Annotated in this window: 16 protein-coding genes; 11 read left to right on the top strand and 5 right to left on the bottom strand. The window is 38.8% G+C overall.

Annotated features, from left to right (window positions below; translation table 11 throughout):
• Positions 1-340 precede the first annotated feature (340 nt).
• Positions 341-1,204, top strand: a complete 864-nt coding sequence (nadC, locus tag VB713_RS21915; protein ID WP_323313618.1) for a carboxylating nicotinate-nucleotide diphosphorylase — start codon at positions 341-343, stop codon at positions 1,202-1,204.
• Positions 1,205-1,263: 59 nt separating this feature from the next.
• Here the strand turns inward: nadC and VB713_RS21910 are convergent, their stop codons facing one another.
• Positions 1,264-3,972 carry a substrate-binding domain-containing protein gene (locus tag VB713_RS21910; protein ID WP_323313617.1) on the bottom strand — a complete coding sequence of 903 codons (2,709 nt, stop codon included), beginning with the start codon at positions 3,970-3,972 and terminating at the stop codon, positions 1,264-1,266.
• 475 nt (positions 3,973-4,447) lie between these two features.
• Positions 4,448-5,692, bottom strand: coding sequence for a ribulose bisphosphate carboxylase small subunit (locus VB713_RS21905; RefSeq protein WP_323313616.1), 1,245 nt, complete (start codon positions 5,690-5,692; stop codon positions 4,448-4,450).
• Positions 5,693-6,109: 417 nt separating this feature from the next.
• Between VB713_RS21905 and VB713_RS21900 the strand changes: the two genes are divergently transcribed.
• The 5 genes from VB713_RS21900 to VB713_RS21880 all read left to right on the top strand — a co-directional run bounded on the left by VB713_RS21900 (position 6,110) and on the right by VB713_RS21880 (position 10,288).
• Complete coding sequence (locus VB713_RS21900) at positions 6,110-6,781, top strand: ribonuclease T2 family protein (protein WP_323313615.1); 672 nt, start codon at positions 6,110-6,112, stop codon at positions 6,779-6,781.
• A gap of 326 nt (positions 6,782-7,107) precedes the next feature.
• A complete protein-coding gene (locus VB713_RS21895; protein ID WP_323313621.1) occupies positions 7,108-7,755 on the top strand; it encodes a histidine phosphatase family protein in 648 nt (215 codons plus the stop codon).
• A 74-nt stretch (positions 7,756-7,829) separates the two neighbouring features.
• Positions 7,830-8,855 carry a glucokinase gene (locus tag VB713_RS21890; RefSeq protein ID WP_323313614.1) on the top strand — a complete coding sequence of 342 codons (1,026 nt, stop codon included), beginning with the start codon at positions 7,830-7,832 and terminating at the stop codon, positions 8,853-8,855.
• A 42-nt stretch (positions 8,856-8,897) separates the two neighbouring features.
• Positions 8,898-9,500, top strand: coding sequence for a hypothetical protein (locus VB713_RS21885; RefSeq protein ID WP_323313613.1), 603 nt, complete (start codon positions 8,898-8,900; stop codon positions 9,498-9,500).
• Positions 9,501-9,685: 185 nt separating this feature from the next.
• Complete coding sequence (locus VB713_RS21880; protein WP_323313612.1) at positions 9,686-10,288, top strand: Uma2 family endonuclease; 603 nt, start codon at positions 9,686-9,688, stop codon at positions 10,286-10,288.
• A gap of 120 nt (positions 10,289-10,408) precedes the next feature.
• On the opposite strand, the gene VB713_RS21875 is transcribed toward VB713_RS21880, so the two are convergent.
• Complete coding sequence (locus VB713_RS21875) at positions 10,409-10,930, bottom strand: hypothetical protein (protein ID WP_323313611.1); 522 nt, start codon at positions 10,928-10,930, stop codon at positions 10,409-10,411.
• Positions 10,931-10,940: 10 nt separating this feature from the next.
• Positions 10,941-12,323, bottom strand: coding sequence for an aminopeptidase P family protein (locus tag VB713_RS21870; protein ID WP_323313610.1), 1,383 nt, complete (start codon positions 12,321-12,323; stop codon positions 10,941-10,943).
• Positions 12,324-12,466: 143 nt separating this feature from the next.
• On the opposite strand from VB713_RS21870, the gene VB713_RS21865 reads away from it, so the two are divergent.
• The 5 genes from VB713_RS21865 to VB713_RS21845 all read left to right on the top strand — a co-directional run bounded on the left by VB713_RS21865 (position 12,467) and on the right by VB713_RS21845 (position 22,228).
• Entirely contained in the window at positions 12,467-13,267 is an 801-nt protein-coding gene (locus VB713_RS21865; RefSeq protein ID WP_323313609.1) for a PhzF family phenazine biosynthesis protein, read from the top strand.
• Positions 13,268-13,349: 82 nt separating this feature from the next.
• A complete protein-coding gene (locus tag VB713_RS21860) occupies positions 13,350-13,799 on the top strand; it encodes a DUF4332 domain-containing protein (protein ID WP_323313608.1) in 450 nt (149 codons plus the stop codon).
• A 506-nt stretch (positions 13,800-14,305) separates the two neighbouring features.
• Positions 14,306-14,800 carry a hypothetical protein gene (locus tag VB713_RS21855; protein ID WP_323313607.1) on the top strand — a complete coding sequence of 165 codons (495 nt, stop codon included), beginning with the start codon at positions 14,306-14,308 and terminating at the stop codon, positions 14,798-14,800.
• A gap of 45 nt (positions 14,801-14,845) precedes the next feature.
• The gene (locus tag VB713_RS21850) at positions 14,846-15,259 is read left to right on the top strand and encodes a hypothetical protein (RefSeq protein ID WP_323313606.1); all 414 of its coding nucleotides are present in this window, start codon (positions 14,846-14,848) and stop codon (positions 15,257-15,259) included.
• Between the two features lie 660 nt (positions 15,260-15,919).
• Positions 15,920-22,228, top strand: a complete 6,309-nt coding sequence (locus tag VB713_RS21845; protein ID WP_323313605.1) for an AAA family ATPase — start codon at positions 15,920-15,922, stop codon at positions 22,226-22,228.
• Between the two features lie 345 nt (positions 22,229-22,573).
• On the opposite strand, the gene VB713_RS21840 is transcribed toward VB713_RS21845, so the two are convergent.
• Complete coding sequence (locus VB713_RS21840) at positions 22,574-23,191, bottom strand: TetR/AcrR family transcriptional regulator (protein ID WP_323313604.1); 618 nt, start codon at positions 23,189-23,191, stop codon at positions 22,574-22,576.
• Positions 23,192-23,208 lie beyond the last annotated feature (17 nt).

Below are 23,208 nucleotides of genomic sequence, written 5' to 3'. Positions count from 1 at the left end.
CGTTCATCCTGAGCCAGGATCAAACTCTCCATTTTGGTTCGTCTGTTTAAGCTCTTTCGACCGTTTTTACAACCACGGTCAGGTTATTTTCTTTACTGACGCAATTACTTGTCGTATACTAGCTTTCAAACTATAATATTTTCAAGGTTCGGTGTCCCTCCGAGTCCCGCTCTCTCGCGGCTCTCTCTTTGGCACTTATTCAATATATCGAACCTTCTTTCGTTTGTCAACTACTTTGACTCTCTTTTTTTGGGCTTTTTTTCTATTCAGCTAAAATCCCTATGGAGTAAAGGTTATAGGCTATAGTCTTAATTTGAAGTCAAGCATAAATAATGAAGTTGTGAATAAAGTGGGTGTTTTGCCGTCTTGGCTAGTTTTAGATCCGCTGTTACATGGTTGGTTATTAGAAGATATTGGTAGGGGCGATCGCACAACTGAGTCTCTTTTATCCCAAAATGCAACGCCAGGACAAGCTCAGTGGATAGCGAAAGCGCCGGGAATAATTGCTGGTTTACCGATCGCTGCTAGGGTGTTCGAGCTTTTGAATAATCAAGTTAGCTTTTTAGGTCTTATCCCTGAAGGAGCAAAGTGTGAACCAGGACAGATGATAGCCCAAATTAACGGTTCCTTGGATGCGTTACTTATGGGGGAGAGGGTGGCGCTGAATTTGGCAATGCGGTTGAGTGGAATTGCTACTCTCACTAATATATATGTGGAGAAAATAGCAGATTTACCTGTTCAGTTGGTGGATACGCGCAAAACAACTCCAGGATTGAGAATCTTGGAAAAGTATGCAACTACTGTAGGAGGAGGGATTAATCACCGTATGGGGTTAGATGATGCAGTGATGATTAAGGATAATCACATTGCTGTTGCTGGAGGTATTGGGGAAGCAATTACTCAGATTCGTTCCCGGATTCCTTATCCCCTCACAGTTGAAGTGGAAACGGAAAGTTTAGAACAGGTACAGGAAGCTTTAAAGCACAAAGCAGATATTATTATGTTAGATAATATGGCTTTAGATATGATGTTTGAGGCGGTGCAGTTGATTCGCCAGCAGGATAAACGAGTGAAAATCGAAGCGTCTGGGAATGTAACGTTGGAAACTATTCGCGCTGTAGCTGAGACTGGTATTGATTATATTTCTAGTAGTGCGCCAATTACTCAGTCAAAGTGGTTGGATTTGAGTATGAGAATAAAGTAATAGCTAGGCAGTGGGGAATTATGAGGAGTGATTACGGCAAACAATAATCACTCCTAGGTTTAACTTTCTGAACTTTCCTGGGAAAATTTCTTATGGATAGTTCTACTCTGTTCTCCATTAATAGCAGTTGCCGTCAACAGATAGTTAAGTAAACGATCTGAGAAGGGAACACGGAACTGGAAAGTACCATCAGATTTAGGTTTAATGATATGACCATCAATAGTCACTGTTGCACCTGGCTCCGTTGCTCCATGAATAACTAGCTCAGTGTCTGCTACAAACCAGAAATCGGCACTAGGGCGCTGAAAAATACGAACAGTACCAGAGCGAGCTAAACGCATCCAGGCATTACTATCGGTGACATAACCAATTTCAGTTATGTAGTCACGATTGCTTGTGGGAATAGCTACATAACAATCATGGGTTGCTTCCTCGCATTCATACTGCTGCACTAGCTGGGGAATTTGATAACTCAGATCAATATCAGTAGTATCATAAAGTCGGACTGCTAAGAGAGTACCTCCTTTTTTCCGCAGTACTTCTTTTTGAGACTCAGAAACATACCAAGAAACATAAGCCCACTTAGGAGTACGAGGGGTAAAAACAATACTACTGTTTGCATCAATATCTAACGAACTAGCAGCTTCTGAGATGTTGGATTGCCCTTGTAAATCTGATAAAGCATAGTCTTGAATACTATCAATACTAGCTAAATCTTCTATCTCTGCGATTGTATTCAGAGGGGATTGATCAGTTGTTAGTTGGGGGCGATGAGATGGAATAGATAAACTTGAAGATGCTTCTTCTGTCAAATCAGCCTTGAATTCAGCCTCATCCGCTAAAGTATTGAATATATCTCCTAACTCATCTGATAACTCAAATTCTGAATTTGTAGACTCCTCTGTTACTAGTTCTAGATCTAATTCTGCTGGTAGTAAACCTAGCAATTCTGACAGTGAGGTACTGGATTCTTTATTTGATTTAGCGGTGGTGGCAGTTAGTGAATTTAAAAGTGAAGTGTTAGATTCAGCATTGGGTGAATTTACTAGGACATCAAGTAATTCTGACAGTGAAGTGCTGGATTCGGTATTAGATGAATCTGCTAGTAAACTAATGACTTCTGAGAATGAATTTGTCCCATTTTGATGAGAAGTTGATGCTGGCTCATCGAGTAATTCTGACAATGAAGTGCTGGACTCTTGATGAGATAGTACGGCTGGTTCATTGAGTAATTCTGATAAGGAACCAGTGAACTCATCTGTTGGTAGTTCTATATCGAATACTATTTCTGGAAAATTGGGGACTGAGGGATAAGGAGTATTAACAACTGCGACAGGTGCTTCTGTGTCCCATACTACTTCGCCACAGTCAAGAGCAATTGTTTCAGCGGAAGTATCCAGGTTATTTGTATTACCTTCGATAGTATTGGTTTCTTTTGCAGTTACGCTTACTAGACTACTTTCTAAAGTTTCAGCTTCTGTGAGAGTGAGATGTTCTTCTGTATTAGATACGATTGTGGTTGTGTTTTGAGCTAAGTGAGATGTGCCATTAGTTATGGCGGCGTTATTCACAGGGGGAATAATGCTGTATTCATCTGATGTGCTTGGTGGAATAGTTGTGCTGGAAATAGATGTTTCCAGGCTATCTTTCGATCGCTTTCTTTTTCGTAACCACCAAGTTAAAAAGCCTCCTAAACCAACAACTGGCAGCAATGATAACAGCATCAAAAATATTACATTCCGATTATTTTCCACCGGATTCACAAACTGCTGCTCATTACCTGCATTAGCTGTAGTATTGGGTACAGGTATAGCCTCTGGCGTGACGCTTGTAGAAGTTTCTGTAGTTAACATTTGTAATGCACTAGCTGCGATCGCAGATGCTTCTGCATCTCTAGCTGCATCTATTGTTTTTTGACCTACCGGTGCGGTTGTAAAGCCGAGAAAGCTGGCTACTGCTGAACTGGGATTTTGCTTGTAAACATATACTAACGGCTGGGAAAAGGGATATTTAGAACTATCTGGTGAGATTTCCTGTACTTTTAAAGTTCGCACATCTTGCAATTGTGAAACTTGATTAGCTATCACATAACTGATGCCGTCTGTACCCAATTGTTTAATAATTTCGGCAGTTTTATCTTCGCTTACTTGGATAGCATTAGCACCCGTGGAAAATTCGCCGGACTTAAAAACTGGATAGTCACGAAAGGAATTACGAGTATCACTAGTTGAGGGATGATCAATAAACCGAATTTTGCCGGATTTCCCTCCTAGTTCTGACCAGTCAGTAATTTCTCCCCGGAAAATTTGGGCGAATTGTTCACTAGTTAAACTTCCTTGAAAGGGATTGTTTGCACCAACTATAATCGCAATTTTTTCTCGACGTAAACGCACTTGCTCTAAACCTTGCAGTTTTTCTTCTGGGGTTAGTCCGCGTGCGATCGCTGCTATATCAATTTTGCCATCTAGCAAAGCTTTGAGTGCAGCATCAGTACCATTGACTCCCAATTCTACCTGCGTACCAGAAAACTGTTTTTCAAAGTTATCTTTCAAGCTTTGGTTGATTGTCGCCAAGTTTATGGAACCATCAATCCTTACTATGGTTCCATTCTCCACTGTTTGCGGTTGTGGGAACGTGTTAACATCAGCTGCTGATTCTGCCAATACAGGTGCTGACACCAATAGATTTGCTGTCAGTGGGGTGGTAGCTAAAGCCAGCGATAACGCCAGACGAATGATTACACTATCTTTTTTTTCTTCTTGCCACATATGCCCCTTATCAAGGTAAAAGAAATAGTCAAGCAGGCTATTACTCAAGATGTTCTTTTTTATAGAGAAGACGGGCTAATTATACATCTTTGTTATCGCTATCCCCAGTAACTATAGCAGAGTGCTGAATCCTGTGAGGGGTAGCGTGGCGTTTAGCCAGTGCTGAGTATAAAGTTATTTTTTGTAAGGCTTTGAGTAACCAACACTGTTCTAACATTTAGTGACTACAGTTACAAGTTTACTTAAATAAATCTATACTCCTGTCTATGTGATTTAATATGACAACAATATTTCAAGTTGTTGATTTTGAGTAAGGATTCAGGATACAGAATATTTGATATTAGCAAGGAACAGGGAAAAAAAGAGAAAAATATTCTCCCTTCTTCTGACTCCTGAATTCTTACGATTTTGATTTTGATGATGATTTTTTATCACCATTTAAAGTCTACACTTCGGTTTTCAAAAGGGATGAGGTTTAATTTGCAACTTTACCATGAGGACGCTGAATAATAGTTTCCACTACTCGTCGCTTCACCTTGGGATCAACTCCTACTAAGCGCACATATTCACCACTGTATTCAGTTAAACAAGATTCCAAAGTAGAAATAGCATCTGATTCAGCATCAATCTGAATATTATCGCAACTTTGCCAAGAACCAGTGCGGAAGCGGCGTTCATCTACGTGTTCAACGCCAATTTTATAACCTTGGGCTAAAATTTGCCGGACTTGTGCTTGTGTATCTAAGCTTAAATGGGTAATTGATGTTGCTGCTTGTGGAATTGGAGGTTGAATACTGGGTGTTTCTGTTAAATTTGACCTGGGTTGAGAAGCTGTCCCTCGATTTAAACGATTATATTCATCAACCAAATGAGAAGTTTCGACTCGTTTTTGTTCACCTACCATTAATTTACCGGACTCGATTAAATGCGATAGGTTGAAATTAGGCTTTTTAAACTCAGGTGGCCCTTCCAAACTGTTAACTACCCGCTGGGATATTTGCTCAAAACCAACTTGATGAATAAAATTGCGGATTTGTTGATCATAAATGCGCGATCGCAAGGAACTAAAAAAATCAATGGATTGATTTGCAAAAACATCAACTAACTCTTCAATTTCCCGCTGCGAAAATCCATCAGGTGCAAAAATTCCCCCCACTATCCCCACTTTGTCGTCACGGTTGGGTTCCCAGTAGAATTTCTCCATTCGTCCATCACGAATCAATGGAGCATAAAGGGTGCTAAAGTCATTACCTGTGACAATAATCGGTACACGATGCAAAGGAGTTGAATCATAACTTCCAGGTAACTGCACATCTGTAGGATTATCAGCGATATTCATCAGTGTGGCATTTACTAACTGGGTATTAACAGTGTATTGAGTACCTTCGTCAAAACGTCCAGCACCTGCATCTAAATCATTAATCATTAATACACACATTTTGCCGCGTACCTTGATTAATTCTGCTGTTTCTCGATAACGCAGACGAATTAACCGTGCTGGATCTCCTGCATCTGGACTTTCTAATTCCCCTCCAGATATCAAAGTTACTTCAATACCCATTTTTTCAAAGGCTAACTCACACTGAAAAGTCTTCCCTTCTCCTTTGCGTCCATGAATACCTAAAATTAAGGGAACTCGCACACCAGGAAGATGTAAGAAATTTTTGGTAATGTGAACAGCAAGTTTATCAAGAAAGCTGGGAGCGATATAGTAACTCATAAAAATTATCACTAGCGATGGCTTATGAGAATCATCGTAAGTTTTTTTGGCACATATTGTTTATTTATCTTCGGCAGGATAGGGAATTTGGTACAAATATAAGTTTTCCCGATTTGTATAATTAAATCCAATCATACTTTCAATTAGGTGGTGGAATAAAATACTGATATCGGCTAATGCTTCCAGAATTGTAAGAATTCAGGAGTCTGGAGTCAGGAGGAAGAGGAAGAAGAATATTTTTCTCTTCTGTTCCCTATTCCCTGCTATATCAAATATTCTGTATCCTTACCCAGAATTGGACAAGAAATGATGATATTATCCAAGAATAATCAATTTTAGCTATATGTCTTTTTTCGTTGCCAAAATGCTGTAATGTAATTAATAACACTTTTATAACAGGAAGAAATGGTTATTAATATGCAGATAAAGAAACTGGTGATTGCATCTTCTATCTTAATAACTAGTCTGACTTTACCTAATAGTGCAATCGCACAAAATCGTGGTACTCCAGGTAAATTTGATTTTTATGTACTAACTCTTTCCTGGTCTCCTGATTATTGCGCTAAAAATGGTAATCGTGATCCACAACAGTGCAAACCAGGGAAAAAGTATGGTTTTGTCTTGCATGGTCTTTGGCCACAGTACCAAAAAGGTTATCCGGCTAACTGTTCAACTGAAAAATTGCCACCATTAGTTAAGCAAAAGTTTAGAGGTTTGTTTCCTAATGAAAAACTTTTTGATCATGAATGGGAAAAACATGGAACTTGTTCAGGGAAAAAACCTGTAGAATATTTAAATTTATCTAAACAGTTAAAATATTCTCTTGCTATTCCTACAGCTTATAATCGTCCTGACAAACCTTTTCGTACTACAGTTCAAGATTTAAAAACTGCTTTTGTGAGTGCTAATAAGAATAAATTTACTGCTAATGGAGTAGCACCTTATTGTTCTGATTCAGGTCGTTTTTTGCAAGAAGTTTTCTTTTGCTATTCTAAAGATGGTAAACCTGGTATTTGTAGCGAAGAGATTTTGAGACGTTCTCGAAAAAGTTGTGGACAGGCTAATTTTTTGGTGAGAAATGTTAGGTAAAATTGAGGGTGGGGAAACCTCACCCCTACAAGTTTGGTATACTAAAAACGGGTTAAAAGTGTCATTCTGAACGAAGTGAAGAATCTCCGAGATACTTCGCTGCACTACGTTACGCTCAGTATGACATAAGTCCAAATTTCACCCGTTTGCAGTATAATTTACTAACTTTATCTAACTGATACAAGGGACTTGCAAATAAAAAATATTCCAAAAATAATGCAAAATTATCTTAATTATTACGAAATATTACAATTATGTCCTATATTGATATTTGCACCTGTGTTTTGGGTGTCTATCTGCGTATAACTGTAAAATTATTTACACCCATGAATCAAATAATCTGGATAGCACGACACGCCAACCGACTGGATTTTGTCAACCCTGATTGGTTCCTCACAGCGGAAAAACGCTATGATCCACCTTTATCAGATGATGGCATGATACAGGCAGAACAGTTAGCAAACAGACTCAAAGGTGAAAAAATATCCCAGATATTTGCTTCTCCATTTCTGCGAACAGTGCAAACAGCTCATGCGATCGCAGAAATTCTAGATTTACCGATTAAACTAGAAACAGGTTTAAGTGAGTGGTTGAATCCAGAGTGGATGACTGAAGAACCAGAAAGACTCTCAACTCTAGATTTAGCAGCATTATTCCCCAGAATTGACACCAGTTACACGTCGCGCATTGCGGCACAATATCCCGAAACCCATGAAAAAGTGCGAGAACGTTCTGGACAAACTGCAAGATGTTTAGCGTCTGAGTTCTATCCAAATGATATCCTACTAGTAGCGCATGGTGCTTCGGTGCTGGGTGCAGCGATGGGATTAGTAGGAGAAATTGCCAAAACTGAAGTTAAAGCTACTTTATGTTCTTTAGTGAAAGTGGTGCGACAAGAATCAGAATGGTTGCTAGAACTAAAGGGAGACACTTCCCATTTAAGCAAAATAGAGGAAGTAGTACGATTTGTTTAAATCTCTAAATTAGGGATTTTAAATTAATGGCAACTTGATACTAAGCAAAAATAACTAACTGACTGATATTTTTTATGACCTTGTTATTAGCAGGAGACATCGGCGGGACGAAAACAATTTTGCGATTGGTGGAATCCTCAGACTCAGCAGCGTTAAATACCCTGTATGAACAGAGTTATCGCAGTGGGGATTTTCCCGATTTAGTGCCGATGGTACAGCAATTTTTGGCAGCAGCTAAATCCTCCACACCAGAAAAAGCCTGTTTTGCGATCGCAGGACCAGTGGTAAAAAATACCGCCAGGTTAACCAATTTAGCCTGGTTTTTAGATACAGAGCGTTTAGCCCAAGAACTAGGAATACTGTCCATCATTCTGATTAATGACTTTGCGGCTGTGGGTTATGGCATTTTCGGTTTAACTAAACAAGATTTGCTGACTTTGCAAGCTGGTAAACATCAACCAGAAGCGCCAATAGCAGTTATTGGTGCGGGAACTGGGTTAGGACAAGGATTTTTAATCAAACAGGGGAATCAGTATCAAGTTTTTCCCTCAGAAGGTGGACACGCAGATTTTGCACCCCGGAAGGAGTTAGAATTTCAACTTTTAAAATACCTTTTGGATAAACATGATATTCAACGAGTTTCTGCGGAAAGAGTAGTTTCTGGGTTGGGAATTACTTCAATTTATCAATTTTTGCGCGATCGCAAAGTAGGCATCGAATCACCGGAAATCGCCCAAGTTGTCAGAAAGTGGGAACAAGAAGCAGGACAACAAGAAAAAACTGCTGATCCTGGTGCGGCTATTGGTAGTGCAGCCTTAGCTAAGAGCGATCGCATTTCCGAACAAACCATCCAACTTTTTATTGAAGCCTACGGTGCAGAAGCCGGAAATCTAGCGCTGAAACTATTACCCCACGGTGGATTATACATTGCTGGTGGCATTGCCCCTAAAATCCTGCCTTTGATGCAAGATGGTAGTTTTATGTTAAATTTTACCCAAAAAGGCAGAATGCGCTCCATCCTCGAAGAAATCCCTGTTCACATTATTCTTAATCAACAAGTAGGATTAATTGGTGCTGCTTTGTGTGCCTCTAGGTTATAAATAGCAGCAACAGTGAAAACCGCATCTGCGAAGGCTACAAATATGACTATCAAATTTTTACTACCATTTATTGCAGCCACTTTATTATACAGTGGTTATGTTTCAGCCGAGGCGCGTCAACCTAAACCAGTGGCTTCTCCTACTAAACCACCTGTTCCTCAAGTAGTGCAGCCACCATGGAAGATATTCACTCCCCCAGACAAGAGTTTTCAGGTATTAATGCCAGGAAGACCAAAACCGAAAACTCAAATTCAAAAAACCTATATGGGAGAAATAAAATTAGAAATATTTGTAGCCCAACCACCAGAACAGGAAGTTGCATATTTAGTAAGTTACAATGAATTTCCTTATAGCTATGCTCAAATGACCAGCCCGCAAAAAATATTGAGTCAAGCCCAAGCTAATACATTAAAAGCTACTCAAAGCAATTTAATTAGTCAGCGTAATATTCGCAGTTCTAATGGTCATCCAGGTAAAGAAATTCAGTATATAGATTCGGCTGGTAAGGTAACAACAAATAGGATGTATGTTGCTGAAGGCAGACTATATCAAGTCATGGCAATAGTTTCTAAAAAACAGCGTCCGACTTTAACTAAAACCATCACAGGTTATTTGAATTCCTTTCAGTTAGTTTTGAGAAAGTGATATAGCAAGTGACTGAGTTGAAGATATCCTAAAAATCACCCTCAGATTATAAATCTGGGGCTATACAAACAAAGCCCGCCTGCGCGGGCTAACTCTATAAATGAGATACTGAATTATCTAATCTAAAATTAAATTATTTTAAAGCTTCGTTAAAATAAAATCACCTGCTGTCACAATATAAATTTATGACTTACAGCCCTCCCAAACTTCTCACTTTCGAGCAATTTCTAGTTGAGTATGGAGACAACTCTCGTTACGAACTCATTGATGGAGAAGTGCGTGATATGGAACCAACTGGACCTCATGAAGAAGTTTCAGGAAATATTGCTGGTCGAATTTATGCTGAAATTCTTCGTTCTAATTTAAACTGGTTGATTCCAAAAACTTGTTTAATTAAACCACCTGCTGCGGAAGCAACAGCACTCCGTCCAGATGTTATTGTTCTAGATAAAACAAAACTTAGCCAAGAACCACTTTGGCAAAAAGAGCCTATTATTTGTAATGGCAATACTATTCAGTTAGTTGCTGAAGTGGTGAGTACCAATTGGCAAGATGATTATGCCAGAAAAGTTGAAGAATATGCTTTTTTGGAAATACCAGAATATTGGATTGTAGATTTTCGTGGTTTGGGTGGTTTGCAATTTATCGGTAATCCCAAACAACCTACTTTCACAATCTGTAAACTAGTTAATGGAGTATATCAGCAGCAACAATATCGCTTAGGAGATGCTATTTTCTCTTCTCTGTTTCCCAATTTACAACTCAAACTCGATGATATTATGTCGTAATAATTCGTAATTTTAAGATCATACAAGCCCATAACTTTTAGTTTTGGAAACTCAAAAAATATGTTTAAAAAAGCTGAAAAGGTGAAAGTCTTCTCTCACCTTTTTTTACAAATACAGAAATTATCTAGGTGATGGAGATGTCACTGCTTTTGGTTTTGCACGTTCTTGTTGATAAAAACGGACAACTTTCTGCACATAATCACCAGTAAAACCTTGATTGCAACCTGTATAAAGTCCAGTCATCCACCAACAAGCTGCACCACGTACAGCAGCAGTTTCATTATTATTTGTAGCTTGAAACTGATTAGTTAATTCACGTTTTGTAATGCAAGAAATAACTTGACGGGCTATTTTTGGATCATTTTCAAACTGAGTCGGTGTTAATTCTTTTTTCAGACAAGTTTTTGACCAACCTTTGAGAGTTCCTGGTTTAACTTGCCATGCACTGTAATAGCCACTATTTGGCTTTTTTGTCTGGGGTGCAGCAAGTCGCAAAGCTTCTACCATTGCAGCAACTTGGCTATCAGAAACAGGTTGTTGTGCTTGGACTAATAATGGTGAAAATCCTAAACTGATCATAACTCCGGCGAGTAGCGATCGCGCTTGGCGTGCCGAAGGCAATCGCATTGGTTTGTTAATCATGATTTTGTAATTATTTTGGAAATTCTAACAAATCTTCTATATCATCAGCTTGAGTTGGTAATGCGGCTGTTAAAACTTCGCTACCTGATTCTGTAACTAAGACATCATCTTCAATGCGGATTCCACGCACATCGGCAAATTGTTCTAAGCGTTCCCAATTGACTAAATATTGATATTGAGAACGAATTTTCGGATCATTTAAAATGGCTGGAACTTGGTAAAATCCCGGTTCAATGGTGACAAGCATTCCCGGACGGAGAGGACGATTCAAGCGTAGATAACTTAACCCAAAGCGGCTACTCCTTTTTCTCCCCTCATCATACCCTGCTACATCCCCCAAGTCTTCCATATCATGGACATCCAAACCCAATAAATGCCCAATTCCGTGGGGAAAAAACAACGCATGAAGATCCATTTTCACCAAATCTTCCGGTTTCCCTTGCAAAATCCCCAAATCGACTAAACCTTCTGCGATCGCAGTTGCAGCTAAAAGATGAATTTCTGCATATTCCACACCAGGGGCTATCTTTTCAATACAAGCATCATGAGCCGCTAAAACAATATCATAAATATCCCTTTGGGTAGATGAAAACTTCCCAGAAACAGGCCAAGTACGGGTAATATCAGCAGCCCAACCTGTCTCAGTTTCCGCACCCACATCAGCTAAAAGTAAATCCCCTGGTTGTAGCGAGTGATAATAATGCCCATTGTGTAAAACTTCACCATGTACCGTTACAATACTAGTGTAAGCAGTCGTCATATTATGACCCATAATTACTGCTTCCATTGCTGCACGGACTTCCGCTTCTAGCTTCGCTTTCGGTGTCGCAGCCATACCCGCCTTATGTGCTTGGACACTCACAGCCGCAGCTTTGCGTAATTCCACTAATGCTGCTGCATCCTGGGTGAGACGTAGAGAAACAATAGCTTTAGCTAAATTTAAATCAATTCCTTCAGGTTGATTGGTCGGTAAAACCCATCTATCGAGTAATTGTGTTTGTTGTGTCCAAGTTGCCGCATCTTGTACCGACAAAGTAGCCGCATTTTCTAAATAATCTGCTAATTCTGCCATTGGTCTGGCATCATCCGCACCTATTTTTGCAGCAATTTCTTCACGAGTAGGGGTTTCACCGTGCCAAAGGGCGCTACTGGGTTGGGGGTCATCTATAAATAGTTGTAGATTGCCACCTTCTAGACGAATAGCAGCATTTTGGAGAGAAATTCCCGCAAAATAAAGGAAATGGCTATTAGCGCGGTAGGGGAAGGTATTAGCAGGGAAATTGCGGGGACTGCTACCACCAGACCAAAGAATAGCAGGAAAATCAATCAGTTCAGCTAGTTTTTGACGACGTTGACGGAGGGTTTCAGGTAAGGTAGTGTCTTGGTTGTGCATAAATTCAAATTCTGAGTTATGACTTAATTAACAAAATATACATTTCTATACTTTTAAAACATCCTCTTAATACACCTCATCATGTGTACCAATATCAATTAAAATGATCATCTCCTTAAAATAGATTCTACATACTAAACTATATGAAAAAAATTATTACTCAAGTCGATGCTTTTACCAATGCACCATTTAAAGGCAATCCTGCGGCTGTCTGTATTTTAGCAACTCCCCAGCCTGAGGAATGGATGCAAAAAGTCGCTCAGGAGATGAATTTATCAGAAACAGCTTTTTTAGTGAAGCAAGATGATGGTTTTAATTTACGTTGGTTTACACCGACTGTAGAAGTTCCCCTTTGTGGTCATGCAACTTTAGCCAGCGCCCATGTACTATGGTCTGAAGGGCATTTATTACCTGATGAAATCGCACGGTTTTATACTAAAAGTGGAGTACTAATTGCCAAGTTACAAATACATTGGGTTGAGTTAGATTTTCCCGTTAATCACTCTCAACCCGTAGAAGCGCCAGCAGAACTAAGCCAAATTCTGGGAATACCTTATAAATCGGTTTATCAAAATTCTTTGGGTTATTTAGTAGAAGTGGAATCTGAGGAATTAGTGCGAGAAATGCAACCCAATTTCCAGCAGATGAAAACCTTACCTATTGCTAATTTTATTGTTACTAGCATAGCCAAGTCCGGCTCTGAGTATGATTTTGTCTCTCGCTTTTTTGCGCCGGGTTTAGGGATTAACGAAGACCCTGTAACTGGTGCGGCTCATTGTTGTTTAGCACCATTTTGGCGGGAAAAATTGGGTAAAGATAAGTTCTTGGCTTATCAAGCTTCTAGTCGTGGTGGGGTGGTAAAAATTAATTATCCAGGTGAAAATCGTGTTTTTCTTTCTGGACAAGCAGTAACCGTTTTGCGAGGTGAATTAATTACAGGTTAATTTTCCAGTCAGCTTAAACTGAGTTTTAGAATAAGATTATAGCAGTTTTGTCTTCCTTCGCCTCTATGCTTGAGATAAAAAAATGACCACTAAACAGACAAGTAATAGAAATTTCTTCCAAGCTGGTAATTGGCCTATTGAACAATTACCTGGACTAAACCAAGAAGAACAATCCCAACTCCAAAATTGTGGCATTACTACCACAGGAGAACTAGTGAAACAAGGAAAAACCCCAGAAGCAAAACTAGTATTGGCAAGTAAATTACAGGTAAATATTCAAAATGTCAATAAATGGTTAGCTTTGGCTGATTTAGCTCGTATTCCCAGTATTGGTACTCAATATTGCGGTTTATTACTCCATGCTGGTGTGATTTCTGTGGCACAATTGGCGGAAATTCCCATTCATAGATTACATAGACAAGTTATGCGTTTACAAGTAGCAACATTACAGCGTCGTGATTTATGTCCTGCGGTTGAGTTGGTACAACAATGGAGTCAACAAGCAAAAATTTTGGCCAGTGTTAAGTTTTGAACGGAATACTACAGAATGCATAAGCATTGACATTCTACATTAACCGTATAAATCCTCACTGCCTACATCTTTTTTAACAGAAAAATTGACAAAATCTAGGAATTGTGAGGTCTCCATAGCAATACCCTGACTTCAACCAAAGTCAGTCAATGAAACAGCCTTGGAGGTTAGGGGAAATCTCGATACAAGCGTCGCGAACGCAGAATGTGTAGTTACCATTTAGTAAAGGTTTCCGACTTTGTGAAAGGTTGGTTTATTTACGCCGTGCTGTACTAGTTAAAGAATGAAATAAATTTCAGTAAATTCCGGTATTTTTCTTAAATGTATTTTCGTAGAATTACCATGAAAGCCAAAATAGTTATGGTGTGAAAATTAGGTATTTCTAGAACAGCTTTTTATGAATTTCTGGCGAAATATCCACAAATAACTTTATGTAAAACTGCTGTAGCACTACCCAATAGATCATGCTATTATTTATATATGATTAGATATATTTATCTAAAAATATGAAAATACCGAACAATAAAAAAACACAGAATATTAGTTCTGATTTTGAAGAATGTTTTTCTCAAATCTCTCCAGAAATAGCAGTTACCTTTACAAAAGAACAAATTGAAGCCATTCAAAAAGGCTTTAGTCACCGTGAATGGAAACAGCATTCTTTAGATTTGCGGATATCTGTTCCTATTCCACTAATCCGTTTTTATTTAGTGCTATTAGCAGGTGAAGAACGCAGGTCAAAACAACGCTGGCAATATGAAAAACAGTTATATCCTTTTTGGACTTTTGGTAATATTTTATTTTTAATGGCACTCTCATTTATTTTTATAGTTGGGAGCATTTCAACATTATTTTTAATGAAATCTTTGATTCCTAAGCAATCAAATTCAATCTTTCCTACCTCATTACCTTGGATACAAAATGAAACTCAATGTAAAAGAGCTAACAAAAATTGGAGTGATGATAGATGTTGGGATAGTGAACATAATCCTACATTTTGAAGCAAAAATCTAATCATTAAAAATTATCAAACATAAAATCATAAAATGTTTAATAAACGTTCAACTCAAAATCATTTGCCAAATGATCCTTTCGTACAAAAAATTTTAGCTCGTATTCCTGCTCAAACAGCCGCAACTTTCACTGATACTCAACTAACAGAATTAAAAAGGGTATTTATAGACCGTGTTAGTAATCCATCACCAGTAGATATAAGGCTTTCTATACCATTTTTTAAACGCAGATTTTATCTAGTATTATTAATAGGTAAAGAAAAGCGTTCACAACAACGGTTAAAAAATTCAAATTTTCAAATTGTCAATGGGTTTTTAAGCACAATCTATAGTTTAGCTATCATTAGTTTTCTCCTGGGTATGTTGTATTATATAGGAAGAGAATTGAAAATTAATGCCTTTCTATATGACCAAGTACAACATATTAATAGACCCTTTCAGAGATAAACTATAAGTATAAATAAATTGGGGGTTTTCGGATTTTTGACATAGCCTATTAGTAGGTTTCATCAGATTTATAAAGTGTGTAAATTATTGTCGAATTAATTATTGAGTCTGATGCGCTTTATAAAACACTGAACCCCAGATTTCATATTTGGTTGATTGGATAAATGCATAATTACTAGACAATACCTTTAGCAAAATAAGAGTCTACAAAATTTTTGCCAAATAAACCCATATATAAGCGTTTGGCTATACTTACAGCAATTCCCAATATTCTGAGGTACAAGAACCCCAGGGCTGTTTCATTCCCTAAAAGGCTCTGATTTACAAGCGTCCAGGTCAAAAAAATCAGGTGATTACAAATCTGATTAGACCATAAAATGGCGATTGCACAGAAATTTACTCGTTGAAATGGTAATTTTTTGATTACTAACTTCCCCAAATTTCTCGCTCATACTGTTGACAAAATCTCTACCTTATCGAATGAAACAGCCCTGACAAGAACCCCACTCCCAACCCACAGTGGAAAACCGAGTGTTCACTCCATTCTCAGTGAAGGTAAAGAATTTATCATTGAAGTTCAGGTATAATTATTGTCGATTTTGATAAATAACTTCAGGTATTAGATAATTCTAAGTATAGAAGCCTTAAGGATTTAGCAATATGGTTAGCACTCTTGTCAACATTCCCGGATTTCGCATTATTGAAGAACTCTATAATAGTTCCAGAACCATAGTATGTCGAGGGTTCCGAGAGACTGATTCATTAAGAGTAGTGATTAAACTGCTGAAAAATCCTTATCCCAGTTTTAGTGAATTGGTACAATTTCGCAATCAATATACTATTGCCAAAAATCTCAACTCACCTCTAATTATCCAAACTTATAGCCTTGAACCTTATCAAAATGGCTATTTTTTGGTAATGGAAGATTTTGGAGGAATTTCTTTAAAAAAATGGAGATTGATCGCAAGAGAAAATTCTTTACAGGAGTTTTTAACTCTAGCGATTTCACTATGCAATACATTAGATATATTATATCGAGAGCGTATTATTCACAAAGATATTAAATCTGCTAATATTCTCATTAATCCTGAAAGCAAACAAGTTAAATTAATCGACTTTAGTATTGCATCTCTACTACCAAGAGAAACGCAAATATTAATTAATCCTAATGTGTTAGAAGGGACACTAGCTTATATTTCTCCAGAACAAACAGGCCGAATGAATCGAGGAATTGACTACCGCACAGATTTTTATTCTTTAGGTGTGACTTTCTACGAATTACTTACAGGAGAATTACCTTTTTCATCGAATGAAGCAATGGAATTGGTGCATTGTCATATTGCTAAAGCAGCACCATTAGTACATGAAATTAACCCGCAAATTCCATCAGTAATTTCCAAAATTGTCAACAAATTGATGGCTAAAAATGCCGAAGACAGATATCAGAGTAGCTTAGGACTGAAGTTAGATTTAGAAAATTGTTTACATCAGCTACAAGAGACTGGTGAAATTCAGAGTTTTGAAATTGCCCAAAGGGATCTGTGCGATCGCTTCATTATCCCCGACAAACTCTATGGGCGAGAAATTGAAGTAAAAAGCCTCCTGCAAGCCTTTGTTCGCGTAGCATCTCCCCAGGAGATAGTTGGTCAAAGTACAACAGAAATGATGCTGGTAGCTGGGTTTTCCGGGATTGGTAAAACAGCAGTTATCAACGAAGTTCATAAACCAATTGTGCGGCAACATGGTTATTTTATCAAAGGTAAATTTGACCAATTTAATCGCAATATTCCTTTCAATGCATTTGTGCAAGCCTTCCGGGATTTAATGGAGCAATTATTAACCGAAAGTGATGCACAGATTCAGCGATGGAAAAATCAGATATTAGCGGCTGTAGGTGAAAATGGACAGGTAATTATTGAAGTCATTCCCGAATTATCAAAAATTATTGGTGAACAACTATCTGCTACAGAATTATCAGGAACAGCAGCACAAAATAGATTTAATTTATTATTTCAAAAATTCACTCAGGTCTTTACCAGTGTCGAACATCCTTTAGTAATATTTTTAGATGATTTGCAATGGGCTGATTCAGCATCACTGAAGTTAATGCAGCTATTGATGGCTGATACAAATCATCTGCTTATTATTGGTGCATATCGTGATAACGAGGTAAATCTAGCACATCCATTAATGTTGACTTTGAGTGAAATTCAAAAAAACCAAGCAACGATTAATACAATTAATTTAGCACCATTAAGCCAAGTACAAATAAATCAATTAGTTGCCGATACCTTAAAATGCTCTGAAAATTTAGCATTTCCTCTTTCTCAGTTAATTTTTCAAAAAACTCAAGGAAATCCGTTTTTTGCTACCCAGTTTCTCAAATCATTGCATCAAGAAAATATTCTTCAATTTGATGGGAAGTTAGGCTTTTGGCAATATGATATTGCAGAAGTCAAAACTCAAGCAGTTACAGATGATGTTGTGTCTTTTATGGCATTGCAATTAGGCAAACTCCCGCCATCAACCCAACAGATATTGCAGTTAGCAGCTTGTGTTGGCAATCAGTTTGATTTAGCAACTTTGGCAATTGTTTCTGAACAATCGGAGATTGAAACGGCTGCTGATTTATGGAAAGCATTACAAGAAGGATTGATTTTACCATTTAGTGATCTTTATAAGTTTTATGTCGGGCAAAAAAACCAAGCATTTACTCAAGAAAATTCTCAGCCTGTTACCTACAAATTTTTACATGATCGCATCCAACAAGCTGCTTATTTATTGATTGATGAACAGAAAAGGCAAGCAACTCATCGAATGATTGGGCAACAATTACTGCATCATGTTCCTTCACAACAACGGGAATCTAGAATTTTTGAGATTGTCAATCAGTTAAATGCAGGGATGGGAATACTCACTCAACAGCCTGACAAAGATGAATTAGCCAGACTCAATTCAATTGCAGGATGCAAAGCAAAAGCAACAGCCGCTTATGAAACTGCATTAAAGTATTCAACAATTGGATTAGATTTATTAGTCCCTCATGATTGGCAAAGCCAAGATAAATTACTGCTATCACTGTATGAATTGGCCGTAGAAGCAGCTTATCTGACTGGTAACTTTGCACAAATGGAACAGTTTGCTGAAGTGGTGTTAGAGAAAACTACTTCATTATTGGATCAAGTCAGAACCTATGAAGTTAAAATTCAAGCTTGCATGGCTCAGAATCAGCAGTTAGTAGCCTTAAGCATTGCCAAGGATGTTTTGCAGCAATTAGGTGTTGATTTGCCAACGCAGCCAACAACCACCGATATTGGGCAGGGACTTCAGGAAATACAAATACTTCTAGCAGAAAAACCCATTGAGACATTATTGGCACTACCACAGATGACTGCATCTGCACAACGGGCGGCTATGCAGATTCTCTCTAGCATTATTTCTGCTGCCTATCAGGTAGATCCAGCCTTACTACCCTTTGTGGTGTTTGCTCAAGTTAGGCTGTCCATACAGTATGGGAATGCGCCTGAATCAACTTATGGGTATGTCTTTTATGGGCTGATGCTTTTGATCTTTGCCGGGGATATAGATTCTGCTTATCAGTTTGGCAGACTAGGCATAAATTTATTAGAACATTTAGATGCTTCTAAGCTGGCAGCAAAGACCATTTTTGCATTTAACTGTATGCTAAGACATTGGAAAGAGCCGATCAAAAATGGCTTAAAAGACTCTTTCCAAGCCTACCTGATTGGCTTAGAGACTGGTGATATTGAATATGCTGGATTAAGCCTTTGCAATTGTGGCTTGATTGGGTTGTTTAGTGGGCGGGATCTGCGGCTACTCAATCAGGAAATGGAGGCGCATTACAAGGCTATTGAGCGACTACACCAGTATGGAGTTCTATCTATACAAAGTCTTTACTACCAGGCAGTTCTCAATTTAATTGAAGCTCCTACGGAACCTTATCTCTTGCGAGGCGATCGCTATGATGAAGAGAAGTTAATTCCATTACACATCAAAAACAGTGAATTGACGATGCTCTACCAGTGTTATGTCATTAAGCTGCTACTCAGTTATCTCTTCCAAGAATATGAGCAAGCTTTAGAAAATATTAATTTGGTAGAAAAGTATGTAGGAGCAGGACCAGGACTACCTTTTTTGTCAATCTTCTATTTTTATGATTCACTGACTCATTTAGCTATTTTTGCTAATGCTACTGAACTAGAGCAGGCTACGATTCTGGAACGAGTCAGTACAAACCAGGAAAAAATGAAGTTGTGGACATATCATGCCCCAACAAATTATTCCCATCGCTATGAGTTGGTAGAAGCAGAACGGTATCGGGTGTTAGGTAATAAAAAAGAAGCTATAGAAAAATACGATCGCGCTATCTCTCTGGCCAAGGAAAACGAATACATCAACGAAGAAGCCTTAGCCAACGAACTGGCGGTCAAGTTCTACCTCGACTGGGGTAAAAAGCGCATCGCTCAAGAATACATGATGAACGCTTACTACGGCTATGTTTATTGGGGTGCTAAAACCAAAGTCGCTGATCTGGAAAGACGTTATCCCCAACTGCTGTCCCTCATATTACAGCAAACCCATTCTCCTCTCTCTACTAGCGAAACTATCTTTGCCTTAGAGACTATCACATCCACCATTTCTACCACTGCCAATAGTGGTGGTAGTGTCTCAGATTCTCTGGACTTAGCTGCTGTTCTCGAAGCCTCCCAAACTATTTCTGGCGAAATCGAACTAGAAAAACTACTATCCTCGTTGCTGGCAATTGTCATCAAAAATGCCGGGGCTGATAAATGTGTATTAATGTTGTTGCGAGACGAACACCTGTTGATTAAAGGGTCAATTAGCGTGGGGATAGAGCCAGTTGTTTTGCAGTGCCTTCCTGTTGAGGACAGTCAGGATATTCCCCTAAAGTTGATTTATAAAGTCAAGCACAACAGGCAAACGGCGGTGATGTGGGATGCAACCCTTGATCCGACCTTAGCAAATGATCCGTATATCGTGCGTCAGCAGCCCAAGAGTATTTTATGCAGCCCAATTTTGCATCAAGGGAAGTTGCTGGGCATTTTATATCTGGAGAATAATTTAGCAACGGGGGCATTCACGAGCGATCGCATCGAACTCTTAAATCTACTTTGCGCTCAAGCTGCTATTTCCTTAGAAAATGCCCGACTTTATCAGCAATCTCAAATTAAGAATCAAGAGCTAGAGGAATCAATCCGAAAACTCCAAGCCACCCAAGTCCAACTACAATCATCCCAGGAGTTCTTACGATTGGTGATCGATAATATTCCACAATTAGTCTTTTGGAAAGACCGTAACTCCACCTTTTTGGGTTGTAATCTCAGTGCGCTTCAAGCTACAAATCTCCAGTCACCAGCACAGATTGTAGGTAAAAATGATCATAACTTTTTTATTCAGGAAGAAGCCGACTGGTATCAACTGTGCGATCGCCGCGTCATGGAATCAGGAGAAGCCGAACTCCACATCATCGAAACCCAACTAAGAGCCGATGGCATTCAATACTGGCTCGACACAAACAAAATTCCCTTGTGTGATTCAGACAACAACGTCATAGGTATTTTGGTGACAATCGACGATATTAGTGATCTCAGACGAGCGGAAGCAGAGCGAAAAAAAGCTCAAGAAGAACTACAGGAAAAAGAGCAGTTTCTGCGTAGTATCTATGATGGAGCCGAAATTGTAATTTTTGTCGTGGATGTATTGGCAGATGGTAACTTCCACTATGCCGGGTGGAACTCTGCCGCAGAAAAGATAACTGGAGTTCGTAGCGTTGATATTGTAGGGAAAACTCTCACAGAAGTCATGGGAGAAGCAGAGGGTAAAAGGTTGCAACAACTGTTTACCGAGATTGTCACAACAGGGCAAAAGGCTGCTTATGAAGAGCATATCAACTTTCATGGACAGGAAAAATGGTGGTTTGCCAACCTCAATCCCATCAAGAATTTAGAGGGGCAGGTTGATCGGATTATTGTCACAACATTTGATATTAGCGAACAGCAAGCTGCACTTCGTGAACGCAAAGAAGCAGAACTTGCCTTACAACAAAAATCCCAAGACTTAGAACAAGCCCTAAGCAATCTGCAAAAAGCCCAATTACAAATGGTGCAAAGTGAGAAAATGTCTGCATTGGGTAATTTAGTAGCGGGGATAGCCCACGAAATGAATAATCCTCTGGGCTTTATTTATGCTAGTCTCCAACAAGCTAAACCCATCATCTCTGAAATTTTTGAACACTTGAAATTATATCAAAAAAGCTTTCCCCATCCAGGTGCAGAAATTCTCGACCATGCCGAAACAATCGACTTAGATTATAGCTTAGAAGACTTTCCTAAAATCATAGATTCGATGACAATAGCCTGTGATAGGCTAACAAATATCAGCACCAGTCTTCGCACTTTCTCCCGTGCTGATAAAGATTACAAAGTACCATTTAATATTCATGAAGGTATTGATAGTACCATTCTTATTCTCAAACATCGTCTCAAAGCTAACGAAAAACGTTCCGCTATTGAAGTGATTACAAACTACGGTAATTTACCTCAAATCCAATGTTTTCCTGGTCAATTGAATCAGGTATTTATGAATATTCTTGCCAATGCCATAGATGCATTAGATGAATCAAGCCGAGGATGGGATACTGAGACAATAGGAGAAAATCATAACAGAATTATAGTTACAACCTCAATCGAAAATCAGCAGGTAAAAATCACTATCGCTGATAATGCTAAAGGGATGAGCGAACAAACCAAACAGAAAATATTTGACCACTTATTTACAACTAAGAGCATAGGTAAAGGTACAGGATTAGGATTAACGATTGCCAAGCAAATTATCGAAGAAAAACATCAAGGTAGCATCACTGTCAACTCCGCTCCTGGGGAAGGTACAGAGTTTATCATCTGCCTATCTGTATTTCATCAGCTCTGAACCAAAGGTTTGCGAAGCGTCTCCTGACTCCTGAATTCTTATACTGCAAACGGGTGAAATTTGGACTTATGTCATACTGAGCGTAACGTAGTGCAGCGAAGTATCTCGGAGATTCTAGAGCCTACGGCACGCTACGCGAACACTTCGTACCCTACGGGAAGCAAGCTACAGAATGACACTTTTAACCCGTTTTTAGTATACCTATTGACTTTATCAATACCTTGTCCATTTTTTGTAGGTTGGGTTAAGCGACAGCGCAACCCAACGCATTTGTTGGGTTATGCCTCCGGCACACTATGTGAACGTACCTCAACCCAACCTACAAATCAAGGTATTGTTTATTGGTTAAGATTCCTTCACTAAAACTCCATTGAGGAAAATATCAGCGAGTCCTTCGGCCATTTTTTGCATTTCTTGGGGTGATGCGTTAGGTTCCAGGAGTGTATTATCGGAGAAGCCAGCGATCGCAAACATTCCTAAAAATACCTTAGCCACTAGTTTGGCATCTGTTTGGCGATAGATACCTTTATCCATTGCTGTTTGGAAGAAAGCTTCCGCTACATCCGTCATTTTATCAATAACTTCGGTTTGAATGCGATCGCGCAAATCTGGATGAAACTGCACCTCCATGAAACAAACTCGCATCATTTCCACATTTTTCTGCATATTCCACATTCGCCGACGCATCACCTGAGCTACAGCTTTATAACTACCCATTTCACTCAATTCTGTCAACAAATCTGTGAGAATTTCCACCCAGCCACTAGTTGCTACTTCGACCAAAATCGCCTTTTTATTAGAAAAATGACGAAACAGAGTACCCTCAGCTACACCTGCTGCTTGTGCTAAATCGCGGGTGGTTGTACCATCAAATCCCTGAGCAGCAAATAACTTTTGCGCCGCTTGCAGGATACGGGTGCGCGTCTGCGCCTCTGACGGTGGGGGAGAATTAAAAACTCGCATAATAATAGTAGTTATTG

Origin of the sequence: Anabaena cylindrica UHCC 0172 (assembly GCF_034931625.1) — a bacterium.
Classification (GTDB): Bacteria; Cyanobacteriota; Cyanobacteriia; order Cyanobacteriales; family Nostocaceae; genus Anabaena; species Anabaena cylindrica_A.
Note: the sequence above shows the minus strand (reverse complement) of the source record. Positions and strands in the feature narration are given on the sequence as shown.

What these genes read in the sequence shown, in the direction of transcription:
- VB713_RS21910 (WP_323313617.1), bottom strand. Translation starts at nt 3,972, where the DNA reads ATGTGGCAAGAAGAAAAAAAAGATAGTGTAATCATTCGTCTGGCGTTA.
- VB713_RS21905 (WP_323313616.1), bottom strand. Translation starts at nt 5,692, where the DNA reads ATGAGTTACTATATCGCTCCCAGCTTTCTTGATAAACTTGCTGTTCAC.
- VB713_RS21900 (WP_323313615.1), top strand. Translation starts at nt 6,110, where the DNA reads ATGCAGATAAAGAAACTGGTGATTGCATCTTCTATCTTAATAACTAGT.
- VB713_RS21895 (WP_323313621.1), top strand. Translation starts at nt 7,108, where the DNA reads ATGAATCAAATAATCTGGATAGCACGACACGCCAACCGACTGGATTTT.
- VB713_RS21890 (WP_323313614.1), top strand. Translation starts at nt 7,830, where the DNA reads ATGACCTTGTTATTAGCAGGAGACATCGGCGGGACGAAAACAATTTTG.
- VB713_RS21885 (WP_323313613.1), top strand. Translation starts at nt 8,898, where the DNA reads ATGACTATCAAATTTTTACTACCATTTATTGCAGCCACTTTATTATAC.
- VB713_RS21880 (WP_323313612.1), top strand. Translation starts at nt 9,686, where the DNA reads ATGACTTACAGCCCTCCCAAACTTCTCACTTTCGAGCAATTTCTAGTT.
- VB713_RS21875 (WP_323313611.1), bottom strand. Translation starts at nt 10,930, where the DNA reads ATGATTAACAAACCAATGCGATTGCCTTCGGCACGCCAAGCGCGATCG.
- VB713_RS21870 (WP_323313610.1), bottom strand. Translation starts at nt 12,323, where the DNA reads ATGCACAACCAAGACACTACCTTACCTGAAACCCTCCGTCAACGTCGT.
- VB713_RS21865 (WP_323313609.1), top strand. Translation starts at nt 12,467, where the DNA reads ATGAAAAAAATTATTACTCAAGTCGATGCTTTTACCAATGCACCATTT.
- VB713_RS21860 (WP_323313608.1), top strand. Translation starts at nt 13,350, where the DNA reads ATGACCACTAAACAGACAAGTAATAGAAATTTCTTCCAAGCTGGTAAT.
- VB713_RS21855 (WP_323313607.1), top strand. Translation starts at nt 14,306, where the DNA reads ATGAAAATACCGAACAATAAAAAAACACAGAATATTAGTTCTGATTTT.
- VB713_RS21850 (WP_323313606.1), top strand. Translation starts at nt 14,846, where the DNA reads ATGTTTAATAAACGTTCAACTCAAAATCATTTGCCAAATGATCCTTTC.
- VB713_RS21845 (WP_323313605.1), top strand. Translation starts at nt 15,920, where the DNA reads ATGGTTAGCACTCTTGTCAACATTCCCGGATTTCGCATTATTGAAGAA.
- VB713_RS21840 (WP_323313604.1), bottom strand. Translation starts at nt 23,191, where the DNA reads ATGCGAGTTTTTAATTCTCCCCCACCGTCAGAGGCGCAGACGCGCACC.